Genomic DNA, 20,523 nt, shown 5'->3' on the forward strand with positions numbered 1-20,523 from the left:
GGTCGTGAGGCCGTGGACAACTGAACCCAGAATCGCCGCCAACCTAGAAACATCCAGAGATTCCGAATCGGCCGCCATCGTGCGGCAAGAGCTCCGGCGACGCTGGCGCGCTGTGGCGCTTGCGTCGGGGCTCATGGTGGGTGGCGCGGCCGCCAGCATCGTTCCGGCGCTGCTGGTCGCCGCGCTGATCGATCACGCCCTGCCCGGCGGCGACCTCGGCTTAGCGGCGGTGCTCGCCGCCGGGATGGCCGGAGCGGGCCTCGCGCTGCTCGTTCTGTCGTCTATTGAGAGCTACATGCGGGCCTCGATCGGCGAAGCCGTGTCGCAGCGCCTCCGCCGGAAGGCATTCGACTGCGTCTCGTCCGCCGAACTCGTCGAGCTCGAGCAGATGCCCTCGCAGCAGCTCGTGTTTCGACTCACCAGGTCATGCGGGCGCATCGGCGAGATGTATGTATCGGAGTCGTTGCTCCCCGCGGCCTCTCACACACTGCTGCTGGTCGCCGCGCTGGCGGCCATGTTCGTCATCGCCTGGCCGCTGGGACTCATGGCCGTCGTGGTGATTCCAGTCCTGGCGCTTGGCGTCGGCCGCCTCGGATCACTTTCCACGCGTCTCGACCGAGAGTTCTTTGGGCATCTCGAGCGCGGTCAAGGATTCCTTCAGGAGGTGCTTGCCGGCATTCGCGTGGTCCGCGTGTTCGACGCCACGGCGCACGAGCGCCGGCGATGGCTTGACTGGATCCACGAGCACTGGCGCGCCAAGGCCAAAACGGTCGCCCTGCACGATGTGGTGATTGCCCGCATCGGTCCGGCCGCACAGGCGCTCGTCACCGCGGCGGCATTTGGATTTGGCGCCGTCCTCATCGCCGGCGACCACCTGTCGCTCGGCGGGCTGATCGCGGCGGCGGCGCTGGCGCCTCGGGCCTATGTGTCCGTGCAGCGCCTGCTGACGCTCCAGGGAAACCGGGCGCGCATCGACGCGGAGTATGAGCGCGTGGATGCCCTGTTCGGCCTGGCCCCGGAGCGAGTCGGCGGCAGGACACCGCCGCGGCTGCCGGCGGCTGATTCGGGATCTCGGATTGAGTTTCGGGATGTCACATTCCGCTACGCGCGGGAAGACGCGGGCGTCTTTGGCGTCTCGTTCTCGGTCCAGCCGGGTGAGTTCCTCGGCATCGTGGGGGAAACCGGCAGCGGCAAGTCGACGCTGCTGGATCTCATGGTCGGCTTCTATGCGCCGCATGAGGGAGCGGTGCATGTCGATGGGGTCGACGCGCGCGAGATCGATCTCTCGTGGCTGCGCCGGCAGGTCGGCTTTGTGCCTCAGGAGCCCAAGCTGTGGGACGCGACCATCGCCGACAATATCCGCTACCCGACGGGCACGGCCGGTGACGCGGAGTTGCGGCAGGCGCTGCGGGACGCCCAGCTCGACGACTTCCTCGCCAGACTGCCGCAAGGGCTCGAGACCATTGTTGGCGAGCTGGGCCACGGTATTTCCGCCGGCGAGAGGCAACGGATCGCCATCGCACGAGCGCTGCTGCGCGACCCGCGCCTGCTCATTCTGGACGAAGCCACGGCCTCGTTGGACGCGGCTACCGAGCGAGACCTGCGACTCGCGCTCGCATCGTCACGGCGCGGCCGCACCCTGATCGTCGTCACCCACCGCATCGAAACGGTGATGGGCGCGGATCGAATCGTCGTGATGGACCGCGGCCGGGTGCTGGAGCAGGGGACGCCAGACGAGCTGCTCCAAGCCAGCGGCCGGTTCGCCGGCTTGCGCCGGGCTCAGACAACGGACGAGGCAGCGGATCGGCCGGGCTAGTACAGACCAGGCTCAGCCCAAAGCGCCCCCGTTCTTGCGCCGCTAGCGGCCGGAAGCCCACCTGGCTCCCACGGCGGCTCGCGAGCAATCTCCCTACACGGACGCTTGTTGACCGGCGTCGCGAGGCTTGCTGGCAACGAGAAGATACGAGCCCGGGAGTTTTTGAAGACGCTCCAGATCGTCGCCGAAGCGCCAGGCAGCCGTACTTGGAAACTCTGTCAAGCGTTCAACTCGGAGCCCGGCCTGCGCCACGCTGGTGACGATGTCGCCCAGGGGCCAGGTCCAATCCCACTTCGTCTCAGGGGCGTCTTTGGCGCCGGGGAAATGGCACCACCCTGTGGACGCTTCGGGCCGCCGGTCGAAGTAATCCGCCGCGATTGTGATCGCCCCCTCCCGCACCTCGACGCGGGCGATGACCGGATGCTCCTCGCGCACGATGAGCCGTCCCGAGGGTTTGAGCAGACCGTGGATCGTCGCCGCCCAGCGGTCGAGGTCTGGCAGCCAAACGAGGGCGCCGCCGCCCGTGTAGACGATGTCAAACGACGCCGGGCGGAGCAGATCGCGAGGAAGCGCAAAGACGTCCGCGGCCACGAAGTCAGCCGGTATCCCGGCGGCTGCGGCCTTGGCGGTGGCCAGCTCGACCTGCTTCGAGCTGATGTCGACACCAGTCACCTCGGCGCCGACATTCGCCCACGAGAGCGCCTCTTCCCCGCTCCCGCACTGCAAATGGCACAGCCGCAGTCCCCGGACGTCGCCGGCGGCCTCCCGATCGCGCTTGTCGAGCACTGACCCGCCCTCGGCAAAGAAGTCCGCCGCCGGCCAAATCTTCTGGCGCTTGTCCGCAATTGCGTCCCAGGCGACGCGATTCGCGGCGGTGTAGGGGTTGCCGGGATCGCCGGATCCGTCCGGCACGGTGCTCACGCGAGATGCACCCAGCAGCCGGTGGTCAGACCGGCAGGTCGCCCTGAATCGTGGTGCGGTGCATGTGGCGCGTGTATTTCGGGTCGAATGCCGTGGCTTGGTGCAGGGTGCAGCGGTTGTCCCAAAACACAATGTCGTGCAGCCGCCACACGTGCCGGTAGACGAACTCAGGTTGCGTGGCGTGGTCGTTGAGCTCTTGCAGCAGCGCCTGGCCCTCGGCGTCGTCCATGCCGTCGATCCCGGCAACGAGCGACGGGCTCACGTACAGCGCCTTGCGACCGGTTTCCGGATGCGTGCGCACCAACGGATGTATGGCCGTGGGCACCTTGGCCGCCTGCTCCGCGGTAAGCGTGGGCCGCTCCATTGCGGATTCCTGAAACCGGCGATTGATGAAGTCGGCGTAGGAGTGCCGCAGGCGGAGCCCGCTGATCCGCTCCTTCATTTCGGGCGACAGCGTCTCGTAGGCCGAGTAGAGGTTGGCGTATAGCGTGTCGCCGCCGGTCGGCGGGATTTCTAGCGCGTAGAGCAACGATCCCAGCGAGGGGAGCCGCATGTAGGACAGGTCGCTATGCCACTCGCGCCCCGCGTCTTGCAGCCCGACGGGCACACCGTTCACGTGCTTGTTGGACAGCACCAGGACCTCGGGCTGCTCGGGCAGCAGGAACTGGTTCAACACGTGCAGCTCGAGCTTGCCGAACCGGCCGCTGAACGCCGCGTGGTCCGCCGGCGAGATCTGCTGGTCGCGGATGACTACCACGTTGTGATCCAGTAACGCCCGGTGGATCGTCTGGAACTGCTCGTCGTCGTCCGGCTGTGTGAGATCGGCGCCAATGACTTCGGCGCCGAGGGCGGGCGAAATCGGCCTGACCTCGATCGCCATGGCGCCATCTCGATTTCGGGGAGCCCCCGCGCGTTCCGCGGGAATTGGGGCGCCAATCGTAGCAGCGCCCCGCCGAAATCCGGGCTACCCCGAGGGCGCCGTCAACGGGGCCAGCAGTTCATCGGTGATGTAACGTCCCAGGCCGAAGATCTTGCGATCGGCGTACCACAGGATGCGCTCGCCGCTGTGCTCCGTGACGCTGGCGTACATCGAGAGCCACTTCATGTAGAAGGGAAACACCCCGATGTTCTGCGTGTCGAAGAGCAACTGGGGCTGGCTGAACCAGATTGGCTGGTGGGCGTCGGGCCGGAACTCGCCCACGGCGATGAACTGTGGGCGACGCGCATGAAAGTCGCGTGGTCCGCGGCCGCCGAATCCGTGCCCGTCGTGGTTTTGCAGCATGAGCAGAAACCGGCCGTCGTCCAGCGCAAAGATGGGGCATGGCGAGACGGGATTGAGCATGGGCCGGCCATCGTCGCGATTCAGCAGCGGCTCCGTCGGGCGCCAGGTGACGCCGTCGTCGGTCGAAACCGTGTACCAGATCTGCCCCGTCGCCGTGCGCGCCACGGTGAACAGGCGGCCGTCCGGCAGCAGCACTGCGCTCGGCTCCTCGCAGTATGAGTAGTTCCGCGAGGCCTCCGGCTCGTAGGGCACGGGCACGCGAATGGCCGTGTCGTCGTCTTGCAGCCACGTGATCTCGACGTCGCGCGGATGCGGTGACTCATCGATGTTCTCGAACCGCATGAACTCCGCCTGGCTGTCGCGGCGGGACATGGTGAAGTCGTCCTCGCGGCGCGCGGTCTTGACGTACGAATTCGTCCAGCGGGTGAAGCCGATGATTGGGCGATCCTTCGCGTCGCGGATCGGCTTTTGCCACACCACGCAGTTGGCGCCGATGGAGCGATCCGGATGGTCGTTCGCGCTCGAGCGATAGGGAATCACGACCTCCCCATCGATCCAGGATCGGCCGTCGTCGTCCGAGTACTTGCAGCGCAGAAAGCTAGTCTGATAGCTGTCGCCGATGGCGCGACCGTGGTTGTAGAAGCAGTAGATGCGCCCGCGCCGGCTGATGACCGGAAACCCGAAGGCGCTCACCTGCCCGGGCTTGGCCCCCGGACCGTCGATAACGCCCACCGGCGACCACGTCCGGCCACCGTCGGCGCTGCGTGAGTACGCCACCCGATAGTCGGCCCCGTGCGGTTGGCTGGCTAACGCGAAGATCGCCAACAGGTCGCCGCCCGGCGTGACCTCCACCAGGACGTGGTCCACCGCCTCGATCCAGTACGAGGGCTCCTTGGGCAGATAGAGCACCAGGTCGGGGTCGGTGCGCCGCCAGTCCTCGCTGAAGCACTCGTGGTCGCCAGGGATTGTCTTTGTCATTGATTCACCAATGCCGGCTTGTCGCTGTGGCCGTGCTCACAGCCTAGCGGCATGCGGAGGCAACCGCCTTCGTCGATCGCGGGAGCGGCACGCGGGCTAGCTGCGGGACGGCTCGCTCATCTCCTGGCGGGCCTGGCGGACAAGCTCAGGCAGATGGCCGTCATTGGCCAGCCGCTGCTCCAGGTGCCGCATCCGGCGCGGACCCGCCGTGCGAATCATCACGTCGCCGTACGCTCGCTCGGCCCAGAACCTGACCATCGTCGCAATGTCCTCTCGCAGCTCGTCCACGTCGTCGTCACGGAAGCGCTGGGACATATTGATGGTGAACATGCGCCGGCGGGTTCCGCCGCCGAACGCCGCGTGCTTCAGGTCGTGAATGAACAGCACCATGTCACCCGGTTGCGATTCCAGCGCCACCGCGGGCATGTCGCGGCCCGCGACGCCCAGTTGCTCGTCGACCGTTGCCGACCGACTGCTCGGCATGATCCGCTGCAGCGACTCGGCATAGCCGTCACCGCGATGATGGCTGCCGGGAATCACCCGCAGGCATCCCGAGTCTCGCGTGACGGGATCCAGGTAGAACGCAATCTTGATTGAGCGGTATTTCGAGCCGGCGAACCCGTCCGAGTGCCAGCGCGTGTCGCCCACGTAGAAGTTGCCGTCGCTCCCGTTGTAGTTGTAGTCATCGCCAAGCAACGCGCTGACGACACCGTCCACCCGCGGGTCGTCCAGCAGCGCGCTCAGATATTCGCTCTGGTCGATGAACGGCACCAGGGCCGACCGGCGCTCATGATCGTGCGCCTGTCGGTTGTGGCCGCCGCCGTGATCCGCCCACACCCGTTCAAACTCCTCGGTGATCTTTTCGGCTTCGTGGGCGAAGGCTCCCGGAAAGACCAGGTAGCCGAAGGTCTCGAAGAACGACAATTGCTGGTCGGAGAGCGTCATGGCGCCGACCCTTCATCCAGGCGACCGCACGGAGTCAATTCTAGCGGCGAGCAGGCCATATGGACCGCGGAATCACGCCTCGGTTCTGTCGTCACGCGCTCGCCGCGCCCGCTCCAAGACTCCCTCCACGAACGCCTCTTTCCCCGCCGTGTACTCGCCCCGGCTGTTGGGAAGTCTCCGCGCCAGGCCAAGCTTCAGTTGCTGGTACTCCGCCGCTACGTCCGGATGGCTGCGCACGTACTCGCGGAAGAGCAGCATCGCCTCCCATTGGGGGTGGGTCACCTCGAGCATATGCAGCTGGTGCGTGCGGCGGCCCTGCGCATTGAGCCGACGAAAGAAGTGCCGCCGCGGCATGCCGCGCTCGCCGCGAAACTCCCATCCGATTTCGGCCAACGGCCCGAAGGTGACTCGGGCCTCGTCCCAATCGCGGACCCCGACCAGGATGTCGATGGTCGGCTTTCCAGCCATGCCCGGAATGGCGGTGCTGCCTGCGTGCTCGATGCGCAGGACGTGTTGACCGATGCACGCGGCAATCTCCGCGCGTTCCCGCTCGTACATGGCCGGCCACTCTGGATCGTAGGGAACGACAGCCAGGCGCGTCTCCGCCGGCACGCGAACGATCGGGCGTTTCGCCTCAGCCATCCGTTGTGGGGCAAGTGCCGCGTGCCCGCTCGAGAACTCCCTGGATGAACGGCGCTTTCGCCTCCTGGTAGCCGGGCCCGTCAAGGTTTCTGCGCGCGAGATCAAGTTTGAGGCGTTCGTAATCAGCCGCGGCATTGGGATGGCCGCGGAGGTAGTTGCGAAACGACAGCATGGACTCACACTCCGGGTGCGTCACCTCGAGCATGTGCAGGTGGTGCGTGCGGCGCCCGCTCACGGCGCCCCGGCGAAAATAGTGCCGGCGCGGGATGCCGTGCTCGCCAACGTATCCCCATCCGATGTCGGTTAGCGGCGCAATGGTGATCTTGGCTTCGTCCCAATCGCGCACGCCCACAAGAATGTCAATCGTTGGCTTGGCAGCCAGTCCAGGAATGGACGTGCTGCCAACGTGTTCGATTCGCAGGGTGTGCTGGCCGATACACGCGACAAGCTCCGCGCGCGCCTTCTCATACATGGCTGGCCATTGCGGGTCGTAGGGCTTGAGGACTACACCCTCTTTGATGTGCACCCACTTCCCCCGACCGTTCCTAGACGCGGAGCGTGCCGGCTCAGCCATCGATCCTCGGCACACGCCGGAGGAGATTCTGCTCGGCCGGCGGCAGTGTCCGGTAGAACGACTCCAGCAGCATTGGCGTGTCCTCGTTGGCCTCCAGCCGCAGTTCGCCTTCGAGGTGGTACCAGTCGCGGTTGTAGACGATCACCGCGAAGGGCCGCGGCGCATCGGTTCGATTGGCCGTGCCACGGTGCAGCGTGCGGGCATCGCTGATCAGCACGTCGCCGGCGTGGAGCAGCAGCGGCGCGAGCTCGATCTCCCCCGCCGCGAGCCTGGCCTGCGCCTCGTCGCGCGTGAGGTGCTGGGTGCGTTCGGATGTGCTGTAGGGTCCGTTCTCGAGGGTCATGTCCACGCTCGTGAACCGCACCGAGAGCGTCGGAGGCGGATAGCGCAGGTCCGGCTGCTCGGGAAACAGCGGGCGAATGTCCGAGTGCACCTGCTGGTCTTCGGATCCCGCGATCGGCGTGTCGGTGCCGTAGTAGGCGATGAACATGTCTTCGCCCAGGATGCGTCCGACAATCTCGTTAACCGTGTCGTCGCCAAAGAACGCCGACTGATAAAACGGCGGGGCGAAGGGCAGGCCGATGGCCCAGCGGTTTGCGCGTCGATTTCCCTCGGGGATGCGGGCTGCCACCTGCCCCAGCAGCGGTAGGAACCCCTCATGGAAGGCGTCGATCGCCGGCTTGGGAAAGTGATTGGGTACGACGCAGTGGCCGATGTCCAGGATGTCGGCGACGCACTGATCGATGTCGACGCTCACGAGTTCCCCTCACGCCTGACGGCGTGCCCGGCACGGCCCCAAACCGTAGCGCACGCGGCTGGTCGGCCGGCTCAGCGGGCCATGCATGGCGATAGAGCGGCCAACGCGGCAGAATAGCGGGAGAACCGGCGGTTGGATGCGGAGCGAACGGCAATGTGGCGAGCAATCGTGATTGCGTTGGTCCTGGCGATCGCGGCAGTTGCGGTCGTCGCGTGCGGAGAGCCGGAACCCGAGGGGCCTCCGACGTTCGCCGCCGAGCCGGAGATGACGGTCGAGGAGCTCCGACCCTATAGCGTGGTCATGACCACCAGCCTTGGACGGATGACGTTCAACCTGGTGCCGCAGGAGGCGCCGCGGGCGGTCAATAGCTTCCTGTTCCTGGCCCAGGAGGGCTATTACGACGGCATAACCGTGCATCGCGTGGTGCCGGGCGTGCTCATTGAAACCGGCGACGCCACCGGCACCGGTTCCGGAGACGCGGGCTACACCTACGAGATCGAGCCGCCCCAGCAGCCCTACCGGCGCGGTGATCTGGTCATGGCCAATAACGGCGCGCCGAACTCGAACGGATCGCGCTTCTTCATCATCCTCAATGACCTTTCGGACGCCGAGTTGCCGCCCGACTACACCATCTTCGGACGCGTCAAGGAGAACCACGCGCCGTCGTTAGCGACGCTGGACAAGATCGGAGGCGTGGCGCTGGGGCCGGGACGGGACGGTGAGACGTCGGCGCCGGTGGAGGAGGTCACGATTCAGACCACCAAGATCAACTTCGGCTGTCTTCCCAGCATGACCATCTACAGCGGCTGCTAGCGAGCGCTGACGGGGATCGATTCGCGGGTCGCCTTGGCTCCGTCATTCCGGCGAAAGCCGGAATCCAGGACCCAACTGACATTGCGGCGCGGCGCACAGCGCGCCCTAAGCCCTCCGCGGAGCGGGAGCGCGCGCTATTCCTGGTGGCGAGAGCCAGAATCGAACTGGCGACACATGGATTTTCAGTCCACTGCTCTACCGACTGAGCTATCTCGCCATGCGCACTGTCCCTAAAGGGGCATCGCGCGATGCCGGTGGGCGAGCCTGCACTGTACTACGAGCCTTTCGGCAAAAGATCTTGTTGCAGGCCGTGACTCAGAATGCACTGGCTCGACTCTCGGGCCAATGGAAGCCGACGTGCATGCCGACAGTAGACCTGTTGGGGAGCTGTTGACGGTCGATCTGAGCTGGCCTGTGTCATGGTCGCCGACGCCAATGCTGCAGCGGCCTGCCCCGCCGTTCGTGCGAGCACTTGTAGTGCCGCCGGCATCGTGCTCGTCAGCCTCGCGCTCTTCGCGCTGCTAGCCCCAACGCGACCGTGGACCATGACCGAAATCGTGGACTCGATCGAAGCTCGCGAGCCCGACGCGTGGGACATCACGAAGCGCCGCTTCGACCGCGAAGCTGGCTATCACGGCGAGCGACCCTCAAAGTGACCCACTGCCAACTGGTCACCAATGTCGACCAAGATTCGAGCATCATGCAGACTGCAGCGTTCAATCTCGCGTTCGCCGGTCAGGTTGCGGCGCTCGATCTCACCGCGCAGAACATACTTGGCCGCACGTCACCGACGTCAACTCGGGGGAAGGACTTTCGCGCCGTGGCGGCGAAAATGGCTGCTTCGACCATAACCTTCCTCGACGCCATCGAGGCGGCCATTGACACCGCTAACGTCGACGAACTCGAGGAAGCCGTTCCGCGCATGGCGGATTGGCTTGCCGATTTGGACTCGGTGGGCACCTTAGCCGACGAATTCTGCGATTGACGCGCCGCCCCGTAGCGACTGGGCGCAGTCGCTAGGCTCGTCGTAGAGCCGGGTTTGGCCGCCGGCGGTGTTTCCGCCTGCCCCACGGTGCCCCCGCGGCGTACGCGCTCGCTACGAGCAGCACGGCGGGGGTGAGCGTGACGAGCGTGAGCCCGACGGCGAGCACGGCGAATAGCGCCGGCCAGCGCCAGTCGGACGTCACCAGCCACCAGAGCGCCGCCAGCTTGCTTCGCGTGGGTTCGGGCGCGGTGTAGGCAACGAAGTCGAGGGCAGTGTCGGGCCAGGCCAACGCACCGTTGATCTGTAGTCGCCCGTCGGTCCTGTTGTCCCCGCGCGTCATGGCCATTCGCAGTTCGGCGTCTGGCCCAACGTCGCCGACGACCTCGAGGGCTAGTCTCTGTCCGGCAGGCTCAGCGACGGGCGGAAATAGGTCCACGCTTACCCGTCCGGGCCAGTCGGCAGGCGGAGTCTTCGCAGATCCGTGCGATAGGAGTCGCGCCGGCCCATCTGCGATCTTGAAGACGCGAATACCAACGTCACCCAGACCATCACGAACGGCGACCCGAAGGTCAATGCGTCCAATTGGGGTCGCGGGCATGTGCAGTCCCTGAACGATGGATTCGTGGCGCTTCAGGCTTAGCTCAAACTTGCCGACATTCGCCGGCGGGTGCGCATTGACGATAGGCACTCGAAACACGAACGCGAACGCGAGACTGCCCAGCACGATCACCGCGGCCACCGCCCCGGCTGCTAGGCGGCGGCAGCGGATGCCGCCCGACCTGCGAGCACCTGCCGCGCGATGCCGCATGGCGATGGCCGCACTGCAAGCGATCAGCAAGGCACCGCTGACTTCGAGCGTTTCCTCGGTGATGCTGGCCAGCCCGGGTGCCCGGTACCGGATCAGCAGCGGCCCATGCAGGCCGTCGATCACAATTGCAGCGAGCACCGCTGCGGCTCCAAGGGCGAACGTCCGTCGCGACTCCGGTGGTAAGGCCTTGCGGGCAAACGCCCAAGCTCCAAGCGCGAGCGCAATGATCAACGGCAGCGATAGGAGCGACAAGGCCCACGGCGACTGGTCCAAGTGTGCGCCGAACACGGGTAAATCGGTGCTGTGTGCGTCGGCAATCTCATTCCAGGCAAGCAGGCCAAGCACGACCGCGGGCGCTACCCAACTGCCGACGACGACCCCGCCAGATGCTGTGCGCCAACTGCCGACAGCATTCGCAAGCGCGAGGATTGCGGCTACGGCAAACGTGAAGGCGGAGGCTGCGTTTGCCAGGCTCCCCTCTTGCTCAGGATCCAGCTGCAGTTGCCGGATCACGTCCACTGGCAACCACTCGGGGAAAGCAATGCTGAAGAGCCGCGGCACCAAGATTAGACCCCACAGGAACGCCACCGCGACGAGCAGCAGGCCGCGCGCGGGAATCGGTCGCGGCGGGATGCGCGGCATCAGCCCAGCCACGGCGCAAGCAGCTCGAATCCGACCCGCAGTGCGATGGCCATGATCGCCGCGGACAGGCCCCACGACCGCAGCCGAGCGCGCAGCAATCCGACCACCGCGCCGCCAGTGAGCAGAACAAAGCCCGCTCCTGGCGGGCTGGCCTGCCACAGTTCCCGGCCGACATCCATCGCACGCACTGCCCGCCACGCATCCGGCCAGAGATCAACGCGGCCACCTCCAGGATCGCCGTGCGCCGCCGCCATGCCGTCGGGGTAAGGGTCGGCCCAATTCGCCTCTGCGGTGAGCAGCCAATCTGATGCGCCGGGATTCACGATCTGCAGCTGCAAGCGTCTTCCGCTCGTATCCACCGGCTCGGGGATGGTGAAGCGAGCCGGCCGCTAGCGTCAGTCATCGCCACGGATTCGGCGATCAGCCGTGGCTCGCCACCTCCCGTGTCAAACACGCGCATGTGGGCAGGCATGGACGGTGGCGGGCCGACAGAATAGATCGCAACGGCCCTCAGCGGCGTGGATGGGGCCAATAGCGTCTGTGTGAAGCTCCCGCCTGGCTCGAACGGCCCCAAGGCGAGGTTGGCATCATACGCCGGGAACGCTGGCCAATCGCGCACAGCAGTTCGCAGTGATGCACCGATACCGAGCGCCACCAGCCACGGCAAGACCGCGACTAGCCGTAGCCCCCGAACGCGCCTGGAAGTGCTGGAAATATCTGGTGGCTCGCGAGAGCTGCTTCGGTCGCGGACGCAAGGTTAGCGTCACCGTAGAACTATACGAAGCGCCCATTGCCGCCAATGCCGCCGTCACCCGCGCGGGACGAACCACCGGCGACCGCTCGCGGGATGCCAAAACAGAAGGGAACGTAGCCGATAGGTACTGAAAGGAATGGGCGGTAGGCCGAAGGGGACTGTACTGCAAACCTTCCAGTGGGAAGTCTCCTTGCAGACTAGGGTGACAGAACGGGCGCGGGCGTCCTCGTCGGCGCCCGCTCATCCGAGTGAGGGAGCCGGACTCGTCTCGTCAAGTGAGAGGGCACTGTTCGGCATTCCTCGCGGAGGGACGGTCACCTAGTCCTCGGACGCGGACTATCGGCTCTGAGTTGTCGAGCACGCCGTGGCGGGCGGTCCACAGAAGAATGCGACACACGGAGGCGACCGCTACGCCTTCAGGTGAGTCGAGATCGTTGCCGACGCCCGCCGGGTCGTTAAGGTTCTAGAGCAGCTGCCCGCAGTGAATCCGCAGCAGCAGGGCGAGGGAAAAGGGCGGTCGCCCGCGCGCGCCGGTGGGGTAGACGGGGTGCACATGCGCTGCCAGCCGCGCCCAGGACAGCAGCGCGTCCCATGCGCCGCGGAACGCGATCCCGCCGCGTCTGGCGCGGCTGGCTGTCATACTCCACGTCGGCAAATGAGCGTAGCGGGTGCATCGAGATCCTCACCGGCTATCGGTCACCCCTGAGCATAGGCCCTGCCGACAGGCCGCGACCCGCGACTAAATCAGAGGTTTTCTAAGTTGAAGTCATACGCTGGGATTGCTGACCACTGTCGTTCGGCCGTTGTCAGCGAAAGGCCTGCTGCGAGAGCAAGCAACCATGGACCCAGGATATCCACACCGCCCATTTCAGTGCTGGGCGAAGCTTGAACGTAGTCTCCGAGTGCACAATCCCAGCGTCTTGGCGAACGCAGGCAGCCTTTTACCCCGCCACCGAAGAAATCAACCGCTCGTCCCGCTTGGACTCGGGCGCACAGGTCACTAACGAGGCGTCGATGGCCAATCTTCGCGAGATGCACTAGCCATTGAAGATCAGCGTGGTTGTCGGCCCGCTGCCGATCGCGTTCTTCGGCGTCACCCGGAAACTGTATGACCGGTCCAAGTGTCCTCCGGGCCACTGGTTATCATCGGGGAGGTCGAGCGACCTGGACGTTGCCGACGCCGCTACAGAAACTTCGCCCGACTGGATCGCATGACCGCCCGCGTCATCTTCCGTAAACGCTGTCCAGGCGACTGAGATGCTCGTCAACGGCGAGCCGCCGTTATGCGAGGGCAGCTGCCACGTCAAGTCATAGCGATTCTGGGTCCTCGATCTCCTCGTCGCTTTAAGATTCCTCACCGCGTCCGGCGCTTCGATGGCGTCGGTGACGGTGACGGTGAGGGCCTGGGTGGCGGCGAGAGCCCGGGCACCGCTGCCGCTGGTGGCGGTGACGGTGAGGGTGTAGGTGTTTGAGTCGTCGTTCGTCCCACCCTGCGGATCCTCGAAATCGGGCGCCGCGCTGAACGAGAACACGCCGCCGGCGGTGATCGCGAACAGGGCCGCATCCGTTCCGCTGAGGCTCAGCGTCACGCTGTCGGCCGCGTCGGGATCGGCGGCGACCACCGTGCCCACCGCTGTGGTGTTCTCCGCGAGGCTGAAGATGGCGCTGGACGAGAATGCGGGCGCTTCGTTGACGTTGGTGACGGTGACGGTGAGGGCCTGCGTGGCGGTGAGGGCCCGCTCACCCGCGCCGCCGGTGGCGGTGACGGTGAGGGTGTAACTGTTGGAGTCGTCGTTTGTCCCGCCCTTTGGAGTCTCGAAGTCTGGCGCCCCGCTGAATGAGAGCGCGCCGGCGCTGGTGATGGCGAACAAGGCCGCGTCCGTCCCGCTGAGGGCGAACGTCACGCTGTCCGCGGTGTCGGGGTCGCTGGCAACCACGGTGCCGACGGCTGTCGTGTTCTCCGCAAGGCTGAAGGTGGCGTCGGACGTGAACGTGGGCGCTTCGTTGACGTCGGTGACGGTGACCGTGAGGTCCTGGGTGGCGGTGAGCGCCCGGCCGCCCGCGCCGCCGGTGGCGGTGACGGTGAGGGTGTAGGTATTGGAGTCGTCGTCCGGCCCACCCTTAGGTTCCTCGAAGTTAGGCGCCGTGCTGAACGAGAGCACACCGCCGGTGGTGATGGCGAACAGCGCCGCGTCCGTCCCACTGAGGCTGTACCCCGTCATGCTGTCCGCGGCGTCGGGGTCGCTAGCAACTACGGTGCCGACGGACGTCGTGTTCTCCGCAAGGCTGAAGGTCGCGTCGGACGTGAACGCGGGCGCTTCGTTGACGTCGGTGACGGTGACCGTGAGGTCCTGGGTGGCGGTGAGCGCCCGATCGCCCGCGCCGCCGGTGGCGGTGACCGTAAGCGTGTAGCTGTTGGAGTTGTCGTCCATCCCGCCCTGCGGAGCCTCGAAGTCGGGCGCCGCGCTGAACGAGAGCGCGCCGGCGGTGGTGATCCCGAACAGCGCCGCGTCCGTCCCGCTGAGAGCGAACGTCACGCTGTCCGCCGCGTCGGGGTCGGCGGCGGCGACCGTGCCGACCGCCGTCAGGTTCTCCGCGAGGCTGAAGGTGGCGTCGGACGTGAACGCGGGTGGCTCGTTGACGTCGGTGACGGTGACCGTGAGGTCCTGGGTGGCGGTGAGCGCCCGATCGCCCGCGCCGCCGGTGGCGGTGACCGTAAGCGTGTAGCTGTTGGAGTCGTCGTCCATCCCGCCCTGCGGAGCCTCGAAGTCGGGCGCCGCGCTGAACGTGAGCACGCCGGCGGTGGTGATCCCGAACAGCCCCGCGTCCGTCCCGCTGAGGGTGTACCCCGTGACGCTGTCATCGGCGTCGGGATCGGTGGCGGTGACGGTGCCGACGGCCGTGGTGTGCTCCGGGAGGCTGAAGCTGGCGCTCGACGTGAAGGCGGGCGCCTGGTTCGCGGTCACGGTGACGGTCACCGTGTCCCGGTCGCTGCCGCCCTTGCCGTCGATGACGGTGACCCGGAAGGTCAGCGTGGCCGCGCTCGACGGGGCGGTGAAGGTGGGACCGGCCACCGTGGTATCACTCAACGTGACGGTGGCTCCGGCAGTCTGTTCCCAGCTGTAGGTCAGCGTGTCGCCGGTGTCGGCATCGCTGCTCCCCGAGGCGTCCAGCGTCACCGTCGCGCCGGTGTCCACCGCCTGGTCGGCACCCGCGCTGGCCGTGGGGGCCTGGTTGGCGGCGCCCAGACCCGTCTGGATGCCGTTGTACTTGATGGTGACGCCGCCCGTTTCGACGCCCGAGGCGGGGAAGCTGGCGGCAGTGACACTGACGGTGACCGGCGCATCGCCGCTGGGCGTCACGGTGACGGCCGAGCTCTCGTCGCTGCCGGCCGGGATCTTGACGGAGGACGTGGACAGAGTCCCGCCGGCGACCGCCAGCGTGACCGTCAGGTCGAAGGGCGCCGCCTGGGCGACCGCCACCGTGACTTGGGTGGCCGTCGTCTGTTGCAGCGCCGCCGTGAAGGTGAAGGGGCTGCCGGGGTTATTGGCCAGGAACAGCCCTTCGAGGTCCGTGAGGCCGTCGAACAGGTCGTCCGGCAACGCCGTCAGCCCGTCATTGTTCAACCGCAACGTGGTGAGGCTGGTCAGCCCGTCGAACACGTCCGCCGGCAACGTCGCCAGGGTGCTGTTGTGGTTCAACCGCAGCGTGGTGAGGCTGGTCAGACCGTCAAACACGTCCACCGGCAGTGCCGCCAGGCGGTTGTTGCTCAGCGACAGCGTGGCGAGGGTGGTCAGCCCGTCGAAGACGTCCTCCGGCAACGCCGTCAAGGCGTTGTTGTTCAGATACAACTCTTGCAGGCTGTCGAGCCCATCGAAACCGTCGGCCGGGACGGCGGCGAGCGAGTTGTGGTTCAGTCGCAGCACTTTCAGGCCGGTGAGCTCCCGGAAGTCACGGGCTTGCACGGCGGTGAGGCTCTCGTCTGAGAGATCAAGGGTGCCGGTGATGCCGCGCAGATCGGCGTCCGTCACCTCCGCGCAGGCGCTCCTGCTGGTCAACGCGGCCAGAATCGCGCTGCGCACCGCGGTCGTGCGGTCGCACACGCCCTCGGTGATGGTCACCGTCGCCGACGCCCGGTCGCCCAGGCTGTAGCTCGACCCCTCGGGCAAGGAGATCGTGACCACCAGCGTCTCGCGGGCGCCGTCGTCGATGGCGCTGTCGTCGGTGATGGCGATCGCGATGCTCCCCTGGGTGGCGCCGGTCGCAATCGTGATCGAGCCGGTGGCGGTCCCGCTGTAGTCGCTGCCGTCCCCGTCGACGGTGGCCGTGTCAGCGTCGGCGCCGATGGTGTAGTTGACCGTGAGCGTGGCCTGGGGCGCGGGAGCGGCGGTGACGGTGAGGGTGGCGGTGCCGCCTTCGGCCACCGTCACGTCGGAACTCAAGGACACCGTGGGGGTCGTGAGCGTCGACGCCCGGCCCCAATTGCTCCAGCGAAACCACGTGTTGGGGCTGCCTTCGGAGGGCGCCCGGACCCCGAGCACGGCAAACCAGTACAGCGTTCCGGCGTCCAGCCCGCTGACGGTGGTCGTGTGCGCGGTCCCGGACACGCCCTGTTGCCCCGAGGTGCCCTGGGGCGGGTCGGGCACCGCCACCTGAAACCGTCCGCTCGTGCCGTCGGATTTCACCACGTAGAGCCAATGCACGTCGGTGTTGTCCGCCGCCAGCCAGATCACCGCGATGGAACTCGTCGTGGGCTGCGTCAGGGCGGAGATCTGCGGCGCTTCCCGGGGCGGAATCTGCGCCTGCGCCGACCCGGCCAGAGACGCTCCGGGCAGGCCTGAAAGCTGGGCGAACGCGCCCAGCGCCGCCAGCACCAGGCCCACGGCCACAACCCGGGCAAATCGCCGATGCCCCGAGCCGCAATCCATGCTCCGCCCCCGCTGGTGTGCTCGCACGTTGGGCTACCGAGCACCTCAGGAGGGGCGGACCAGCCCAACCCGGCGTACCGCGCAAACGCATGTAGTTATTAGACGTGCATATTAGCAGTCGGTAATGAAGAAAACTGCACTGCGATCAACCCGCCGAGCTCGGATCCGACCGTGCGTTTCCGGCAGCCGTTCGGGTGTAGGCATTCGTGGCTGCGGGCCCGAGGCTGGCCGGGCTCGCGGCGACCTAGGTGAACGCAACTCCCCGGAGGCGGTCGGATTCCTCTAGACGTGCGGGCGCTGCGGGCCATTGCCCCTTGGATCGTGGCGACTGGCGCGCTGCTGATACTGCTGACTGTGGAGCGTCATTGGCCAGCGTTCCCGGAGTTTGACGGGAACCTCGAGTTCGGGCCGTTTCAGCCTGGCGACAGCCTTTCACAGACTGTGAAGGCCCCGCGAACGCCGCTACGGGCCGTGATGGTCTATCCCATAGGAACACCGCCACCCGGCACGCAGCTCCGGGTGTTTGCGATAGACGATGAGCCGGCGTTGATCGCCGAGTCGATAGCGGCGATTGACCCAGAGGGGCGGCTGCGGTGGGAGATACCGCAGCCCGTCGATACCAGCGGGCGATGGCTGCGGTTACAGATTGTCAATTCACCAGAGTCGCGGCAGACGCTGACTGTGGAGGCCAACTTCTCTGATCCCTATCGTGATGGCGAAGCGGCGGCGCACGGCGACGTTGCTATGGCCGGACAGTTGGATGTGCGAATTGCGGGCTGGCGGTCGATGCGAATATGGGATGTGGCCGTAGAGGTCTGGCAAGCGACTGCGCTAGGCGCGGGGATTGCAGTGCTGACCGGGCTGGTGGCGGTTGGCGCGCTCCGGGCGTGGCTGCGGTCCTTGGCGCTGGCGGTGGCAATAGCGGCGGTTGGGCTGTGCTCCGGATACTGGGCCCTCGCCCCTTGGCCTGGCTGACTGTGGCCCGGGCAAGCGACGACTTCGCGCTAAACGGAGGTATGGCTGTGTGCTTTCCCGCTAGCGCATGCTGCGGAACAGGGCGATCAGCGGTTCAGCGTGCCGATCGTCGAGCGTTGAGCGGGAGCGCGGCGTTCAAGCGGGTCGCGACCGCGCTTGCCGAAGACGCTGTGGTCCAGCCTGTCCAACCAAATCGCGACGGTTTCATCGGGGGAGTGGCAATTGCCCGTCATTGCCGACTCCTGTCGGCGCCGGCCGCATCCTTGGTGGGCGATGCAGGACTCGAACCTGCGACTTCTACGGTGTAAACGTAGCGCTCTCCCAGCTGAGCTAATCGCCCATCGCCGCCGGGTCGAGCCCGGCGGCATCCTACCCTACGGCTCGGACGCTTCCGTCAGCCGCTAGTTCGCCCCGAGCTCCGGGGTTCCCAGGATCACCGGCAGACCCGTTTCCGGATTCGTGGGCACGTACACCACGCTGCCTGAGCCCATCTCGCGCAGCGCCTGGATGTACTTGTCCTGCAGCACCCTGGGAGTGAGCGATTCGTTGATGCGATTGTTGGCTTCGGCGATACCGTTCGCCTCTTCGATCCGGCGCTGGGCCTCTTCCTTGGCCTCGTCGACCCGGAAGCGGCGTTCCTGAATCGCTTGCTCGGCGGCCAGCTTGTTCTCGATGGCCTGGGTAATCACCGCCGGCAGGGTCACGTCGCGCAACAGCACATTTTGGATGGCAACGCCCCGCGGATTGAGCAACTCGTCCAACTGGTCCTGGATGCGGCTGCTGATTTCCTCACGAGCCGTCGTGTAGAGCGCCTCGGCCGTGTATTGGGCCACCACGTCGCGAATCGCGTCGCGAATGGCCGGCCGAACGATGATTTCCTGGTAGACGCCTTCCGGCCCGACGTTATTGCGCACCTCCGGCGCATTGGCGAAGTTGAGCACGAAAAGCGTCGTAATGTCGAGGCCGACCGACAACCCTTCAGAGGTCAGTGTGCGGACGGTCTGATCGGAGGCTCCGACTTCCTCGGCGCGCGAGCTCATCGTGATCGATTGCGTCCGCACGCTGTAGGTGTCCAGCGTTGCCCACGGCAGCTTCAGCAGCAGGCCCTGCGGCTTTGGTTGCGGGTCCACGACGCCGAACGTGTGAATCACGCCGACCTCGCCAACACCCACGAAGCGGATGCTGAACAGCCCGATGATGATCACCGCGATCACCAAGATCACGCCTATGCCAAGGGCTGAATTGCCGTATCTGCGTTGGGCCATGCGGACCTTCCTCTAGCGGCGGTTGGGTGGGAGACGCGGGTTGGCGGTCGCCGGCGCGCCATCCCCGCCTTGATACCATCCATGCGGTCTGTACTCAAGGATACGTCGCACGTTGCCGATTTCCATGCCGCGCCCGTGGTCGCGAAGACGCTTGCTGACCGTCCTCGCGGCCGGAGCCGCTACGCTGGCCTGTGGCGAATCCGGCGACAGGGTGGCGGACGCCGTTACCGTCACCGTGCCTTCCGAGCCGACGCCGACGCAGGCGGCCCCCACGGTCACCGCTGGCGTGCTCACGCCTCGAGTCCTCACGCCGAGTTCCGCCACGCCGAGCCCCGCTACCCCAGCCCCGGTCGCGCCGACTCCGGCGGTCCCGACTCCCGACCCGAATGACCCCGACGCGGCGCTCCGCCGTCTCGAAGGCTATGGCTTTCAGGCCCATATCTATAACCAGGACCGCGACCTCATTGTCAGCAGGACGCTCGACGCCGGATTCAACTGGCTCAAGCAGCAGGTGGAATGGAGCCAGACCGAGCCGATCGAGAAGGGTGGATACGACTGGCGGGAGCTGGACAAGGTTGTGGCCGACATTTCGGCCGCCGGATTGAACCTGCTGCTTAGCGTCGTGCGCGCGCCCGGCTGGGCGCTCGGCGAGGGGGCGCACGGCCCTCCGGCCGATCCCCAGGACTTCGAGGACTTCATGGCCGCCATCTCGTCCCGGTACCGGGGCGCCGTGCAGGCCTATGAGCTGTGGAACGAGGCCAACCTCTCGCGCGAGTGGGGCTATGGACGCATCAACGCCGGAGAGTTCGTGGAGCTGCTCCTGGCCGGCCACCGCGGAGTGCGCGCCGGCGATCCCGACGCCGTGACCATTGGCGGCGCCCTCACGCCCGCCGGCGACGTTGACATTCCCGACCAGCAGGTGCAGGCCGTGGACGATGTGTCATTCCTCCGCCGCATGTATGAGTACAACGATGGCATCGTCCGCGACGGATTCGACGCGTGGGGCATCCACCCGGGGGGATTCAACAATGCTCCGCGCCAGGAGATTGGATCTCCGCGCGGCGACGGCTGGAATGGCCATGCGAGCTTCTACTTCCAGCGCTTCACGCAGCACCGGGCGGTCATGGAGGAGTTCGGCGACGGGGCAAAGCCCATCTGGATCACCGAGTTCGGCTGGTCAACCGCCAATCAGGACCCGGCCTACGGCTACGGCGTCGACAATTCCGAGGCCGATCAAGCGGAGTTTCTTGTCGATGCCCTTCGGCTCGTGCGCGAGCAATACGACTACATCACCCACGCGTTCGTGTGGAATCTCAATTTCCAGTCCGTCGTGGGACCGGAAGACGAGAAGTTCCCCTTCGGCGTCCTGCGCCCCGATGGCACGCCCCGACCCTCATTTGAGGCGCTGGCGGCCATGCACAAGGGCGCCGCGTAGCCG

The 20,523-nt window shown here is 66.4% G+C and carries 19 protein-coding genes and 2 tRNA genes; 6 read left to right on the forward strand and 15 right to left on the reverse strand.

What is annotated here, in order from left to right:
- Nucleotides 1-79: 79 nt before the first annotated feature.
- Nucleotides 80-1,816 carry an ABC transporter ATP-binding protein gene (locus OXG33_06375; protein MCY4113549.1) on the forward strand — a complete coding sequence of 579 codons (1,737 nt, stop codon included), beginning with the start codon at nucleotides 80-82 and terminating at the stop codon, nucleotides 1,814-1,816.
- Between the two features lie 93 nt (nucleotides 1,817-1,909).
- On the opposite strand, the gene OXG33_06380 is transcribed toward OXG33_06375, so the two are convergent.
- The 7 genes from OXG33_06380 to OXG33_06410 form a co-directional block, all read right to left on the reverse strand.
- The gene (locus tag OXG33_06380; GenBank protein ID MCY4113550.1) at nucleotides 1,910-2,737 is read right to left on the reverse strand and encodes a methyltransferase domain-containing protein; all 828 of its coding nucleotides are present in this window, start codon (nucleotides 2,735-2,737) and stop codon (nucleotides 1,910-1,912) included.
- Between the two features lie 25 nt (nucleotides 2,738-2,762).
- The gene (locus tag OXG33_06385) at nucleotides 2,763-3,617 is read right to left on the reverse strand and encodes a TauD/TfdA family dioxygenase (GenBank protein MCY4113551.1); all 855 of its coding nucleotides are present in this window, start codon (nucleotides 3,615-3,617) and stop codon (nucleotides 2,763-2,765) included.
- Between the two features lie 84 nt (nucleotides 3,618-3,701).
- The gene (locus OXG33_06390) at nucleotides 3,702-4,997 is read right to left on the reverse strand and encodes a sialidase family protein (protein MCY4113552.1); all 1,296 of its coding nucleotides are present in this window, start codon (nucleotides 4,995-4,997) and stop codon (nucleotides 3,702-3,704) included.
- Between the two features lie 96 nt (nucleotides 4,998-5,093).
- Entirely contained in the window at nucleotides 5,094-5,942 is an 849-nt protein-coding gene (locus tag OXG33_06395; protein ID MCY4113553.1) for a phytanoyl-CoA dioxygenase family protein, read from the reverse strand.
- Nucleotides 5,943-6,014: 72 nt separating this feature from the next.
- A complete protein-coding gene (locus OXG33_06400; GenBank protein MCY4113554.1) occupies nucleotides 6,015-6,584 on the reverse strand; it encodes a GrpB family protein in 570 nt (189 codons plus the stop codon).
- Complete coding sequence (locus tag OXG33_06405; GenBank protein MCY4113555.1) at nucleotides 6,577-7,110, reverse strand: GrpB family protein; 534 nt, start codon at nucleotides 7,108-7,110, stop codon at nucleotides 6,577-6,579. The genes OXG33_06400 and OXG33_06405 overlap by 8 nt, the downstream gene beginning before the upstream one ends.
- 40 nt (nucleotides 7,111-7,150) lie before the next feature.
- The gene (locus OXG33_06410; protein MCY4113556.1) at nucleotides 7,151-7,915 is read right to left on the reverse strand and encodes a phytanoyl-CoA dioxygenase family protein; all 765 of its coding nucleotides are present in this window, start codon (nucleotides 7,913-7,915) and stop codon (nucleotides 7,151-7,153) included.
- Between the two features lie 168 nt (nucleotides 7,916-8,083).
- Here OXG33_06410 and OXG33_06415 point away from each other — a divergent pair, with 168 nt between their 5' ends.
- Nucleotides 8,084-8,728: a peptidylprolyl isomerase gene (locus OXG33_06415; GenBank protein MCY4113557.1), complete on the forward strand. Its 645-nt coding sequence runs from the start codon at nucleotides 8,084-8,086 to the stop codon at nucleotides 8,726-8,728.
- A gap of 141 nt (nucleotides 8,729-8,869) precedes the next feature.
- Here the strand turns inward: OXG33_06415 and OXG33_06420 are convergent.
- Nucleotides 8,870-8,945 (reverse strand) — tRNA-Phe (locus OXG33_06420).
- Between the two features lie 202 nt (nucleotides 8,946-9,147).
- On the opposite strand from OXG33_06420, the gene OXG33_06425 reads away from it, so the two are divergent.
- Both OXG33_06425 and OXG33_06430 read left to right on the forward strand, forming a co-directional pair.
- Nucleotides 9,148-9,384 (forward strand): hypothetical protein, encoded by a 237-nt coding sequence (locus OXG33_06425; GenBank protein MCY4113558.1) that lies wholly within the window; start codon nucleotides 9,148-9,150, stop codon nucleotides 9,382-9,384.
- Nucleotides 9,381-9,713 carry a hypothetical protein gene (locus OXG33_06430; protein MCY4113559.1) on the forward strand — a complete coding sequence of 111 codons (333 nt, stop codon included), beginning with the start codon at nucleotides 9,381-9,383 and terminating at the stop codon, nucleotides 9,711-9,713. Before OXG33_06425 ends, OXG33_06430 begins: the two co-directional genes overlap by 4 nt.
- A 31-nt stretch (nucleotides 9,714-9,744) precedes the next feature.
- Here the strand turns inward: OXG33_06430 and OXG33_06435 are convergent, their stop codons facing one another.
- From OXG33_06435 to OXG33_06450, 4 genes are all read right to left on the reverse strand, one after another.
- Nucleotides 9,745-11,163 carry a hypothetical protein gene (locus OXG33_06435; protein MCY4113560.1) on the reverse strand — a complete coding sequence of 473 codons (1,419 nt, stop codon included), beginning with the start codon at nucleotides 11,161-11,163 and terminating at the stop codon, nucleotides 9,745-9,747.
- Complete coding sequence (locus tag OXG33_06440) at nucleotides 11,163-11,501, reverse strand: hypothetical protein (GenBank protein ID MCY4113561.1); 339 nt, start codon at nucleotides 11,499-11,501, stop codon at nucleotides 11,163-11,165. Before OXG33_06440 ends, OXG33_06435 begins: the two co-directional genes overlap by 1 nt.
- Nucleotides 11,502-12,380: 879 nt before the next feature.
- Nucleotides 12,381-12,557 (reverse strand): hypothetical protein, encoded by a 177-nt coding sequence (locus tag OXG33_06445; protein MCY4113562.1) that lies wholly within the window; start codon nucleotides 12,555-12,557, stop codon nucleotides 12,381-12,383.
- Nucleotides 12,558-12,954: 397 nt separating this feature from the next.
- Nucleotides 12,955-16,845 carry a cadherin domain-containing protein gene (locus OXG33_06450; protein MCY4113563.1) on the reverse strand — a complete coding sequence of 1,297 codons (3,891 nt, stop codon included), beginning with the start codon at nucleotides 16,843-16,845 and terminating at the stop codon, nucleotides 12,955-12,957.
- Between the two features lie 288 nt (nucleotides 16,846-17,133).
- Here OXG33_06450 and OXG33_06455 point away from each other — a divergent pair, with 288 nt between their 5' ends.
- Nucleotides 17,134-17,820 carry a hypothetical protein gene (locus OXG33_06455; GenBank protein MCY4113564.1) on the forward strand — a complete coding sequence of 229 codons (687 nt, stop codon included), beginning with the start codon at nucleotides 17,134-17,136 and terminating at the stop codon, nucleotides 17,818-17,820.
- Between the two features lie 86 nt (nucleotides 17,821-17,906).
- On the opposite strand, the gene OXG33_06460 is transcribed toward OXG33_06455, so the two are convergent.
- The 3 genes from OXG33_06460 to OXG33_06470 form a co-directional block, all read right to left on the reverse strand.
- Nucleotides 17,907-18,053, reverse strand: a complete 147-nt coding sequence (locus tag OXG33_06460; protein MCY4113565.1) for a hypothetical protein — start codon at nucleotides 18,051-18,053, stop codon at nucleotides 17,907-17,909.
- Between the two features lie 31 nt (nucleotides 18,054-18,084).
- Nucleotides 18,085-18,160: transfer RNA gene (locus tag OXG33_06465), tRNA-Val, on the reverse strand.
- A 61-nt stretch (nucleotides 18,161-18,221) separates the two neighbouring features.
- Entirely contained in the window at nucleotides 18,222-19,085 is an 864-nt protein-coding gene (locus tag OXG33_06470; protein ID MCY4113566.1) for a prohibitin family protein, read from the reverse strand.
- A gap of 151 nt (nucleotides 19,086-19,236) precedes the next feature.
- Between OXG33_06470 and OXG33_06475 the strand changes: the two genes are divergently transcribed.
- Entirely contained in the window at nucleotides 19,237-20,520 is a 1,284-nt protein-coding gene (locus OXG33_06475; protein ID MCY4113567.1) for a hypothetical protein, read from the forward strand.
- The last annotated feature ends 3 nt before the right edge of the window (nucleotides 20,521-20,523 follow it).

The sequence above is a fragment of the Chloroflexota bacterium genome (assembly GCA_026708035.1).
Classification (GTDB): Bacteria; Chloroflexota; UBA11872; order UBA11872; family UBA11872; genus JAJECS01.

What these genes read in the sequence shown, in the direction of transcription:
- OXG33_06435 (MCY4113560.1), bottom strand. Translation starts at nt 11,163, where the DNA reads ATGCCGCGCATCCCGCCGCGACCGATTCCCGCGCGCGGCCTGCTGCTC.
- OXG33_06385 (MCY4113551.1), bottom strand. Translation starts at nt 3,617, where the DNA reads ATGGCGATCGAGGTCAGGCCGATTTCGCCCGCCCTCGGCGCCGAAGTC.
- OXG33_06450 (MCY4113563.1), bottom strand. Translation starts at nt 16,845, where the DNA reads ATGGATTGCGGCTCGGGGCATCGGCGATTTGCCCGGGTTGTGGCCGTG.
- OXG33_06460 (MCY4113565.1), bottom strand. Translation starts at nt 18,053, where the DNA reads ATGACGGGCAATTGCCACTCCCCCGATGAAACCGTCGCGATTTGGTTG.
- OXG33_06390 (MCY4113552.1), bottom strand. Translation starts at nt 4,997, where the DNA reads ATGACAAAGACAATCCCTGGCGACCACGAGTGCTTCAGCGAGGACTGG.
- OXG33_06470 (MCY4113566.1), bottom strand. Translation starts at nt 19,085, where the DNA reads ATGGCCCAACGCAGATACGGCAATTCAGCCCTTGGCATAGGCGTGATC.
- OXG33_06425 (MCY4113558.1), top strand. Translation starts at nt 9,148, where the DNA reads ATGGTCGCCGACGCCAATGCTGCAGCGGCCTGCCCCGCCGTTCGTGCG.
- OXG33_06395 (MCY4113553.1), bottom strand. Translation starts at nt 5,942, where the DNA reads ATGACGCTCTCCGACCAGCAATTGTCGTTCTTCGAGACCTTCGGCTAC.
- OXG33_06400 (MCY4113554.1), bottom strand. Translation starts at nt 6,584, where the DNA reads ATGGCTGAGGCGAAACGCCCGATCGTTCGCGTGCCGGCGGAGACGCGC.
- OXG33_06445 (MCY4113562.1), bottom strand. Translation starts at nt 12,557, where the DNA reads ATGACAGCCAGCCGCGCCAGACGCGGCGGGATCGCGTTCCGCGGCGCA.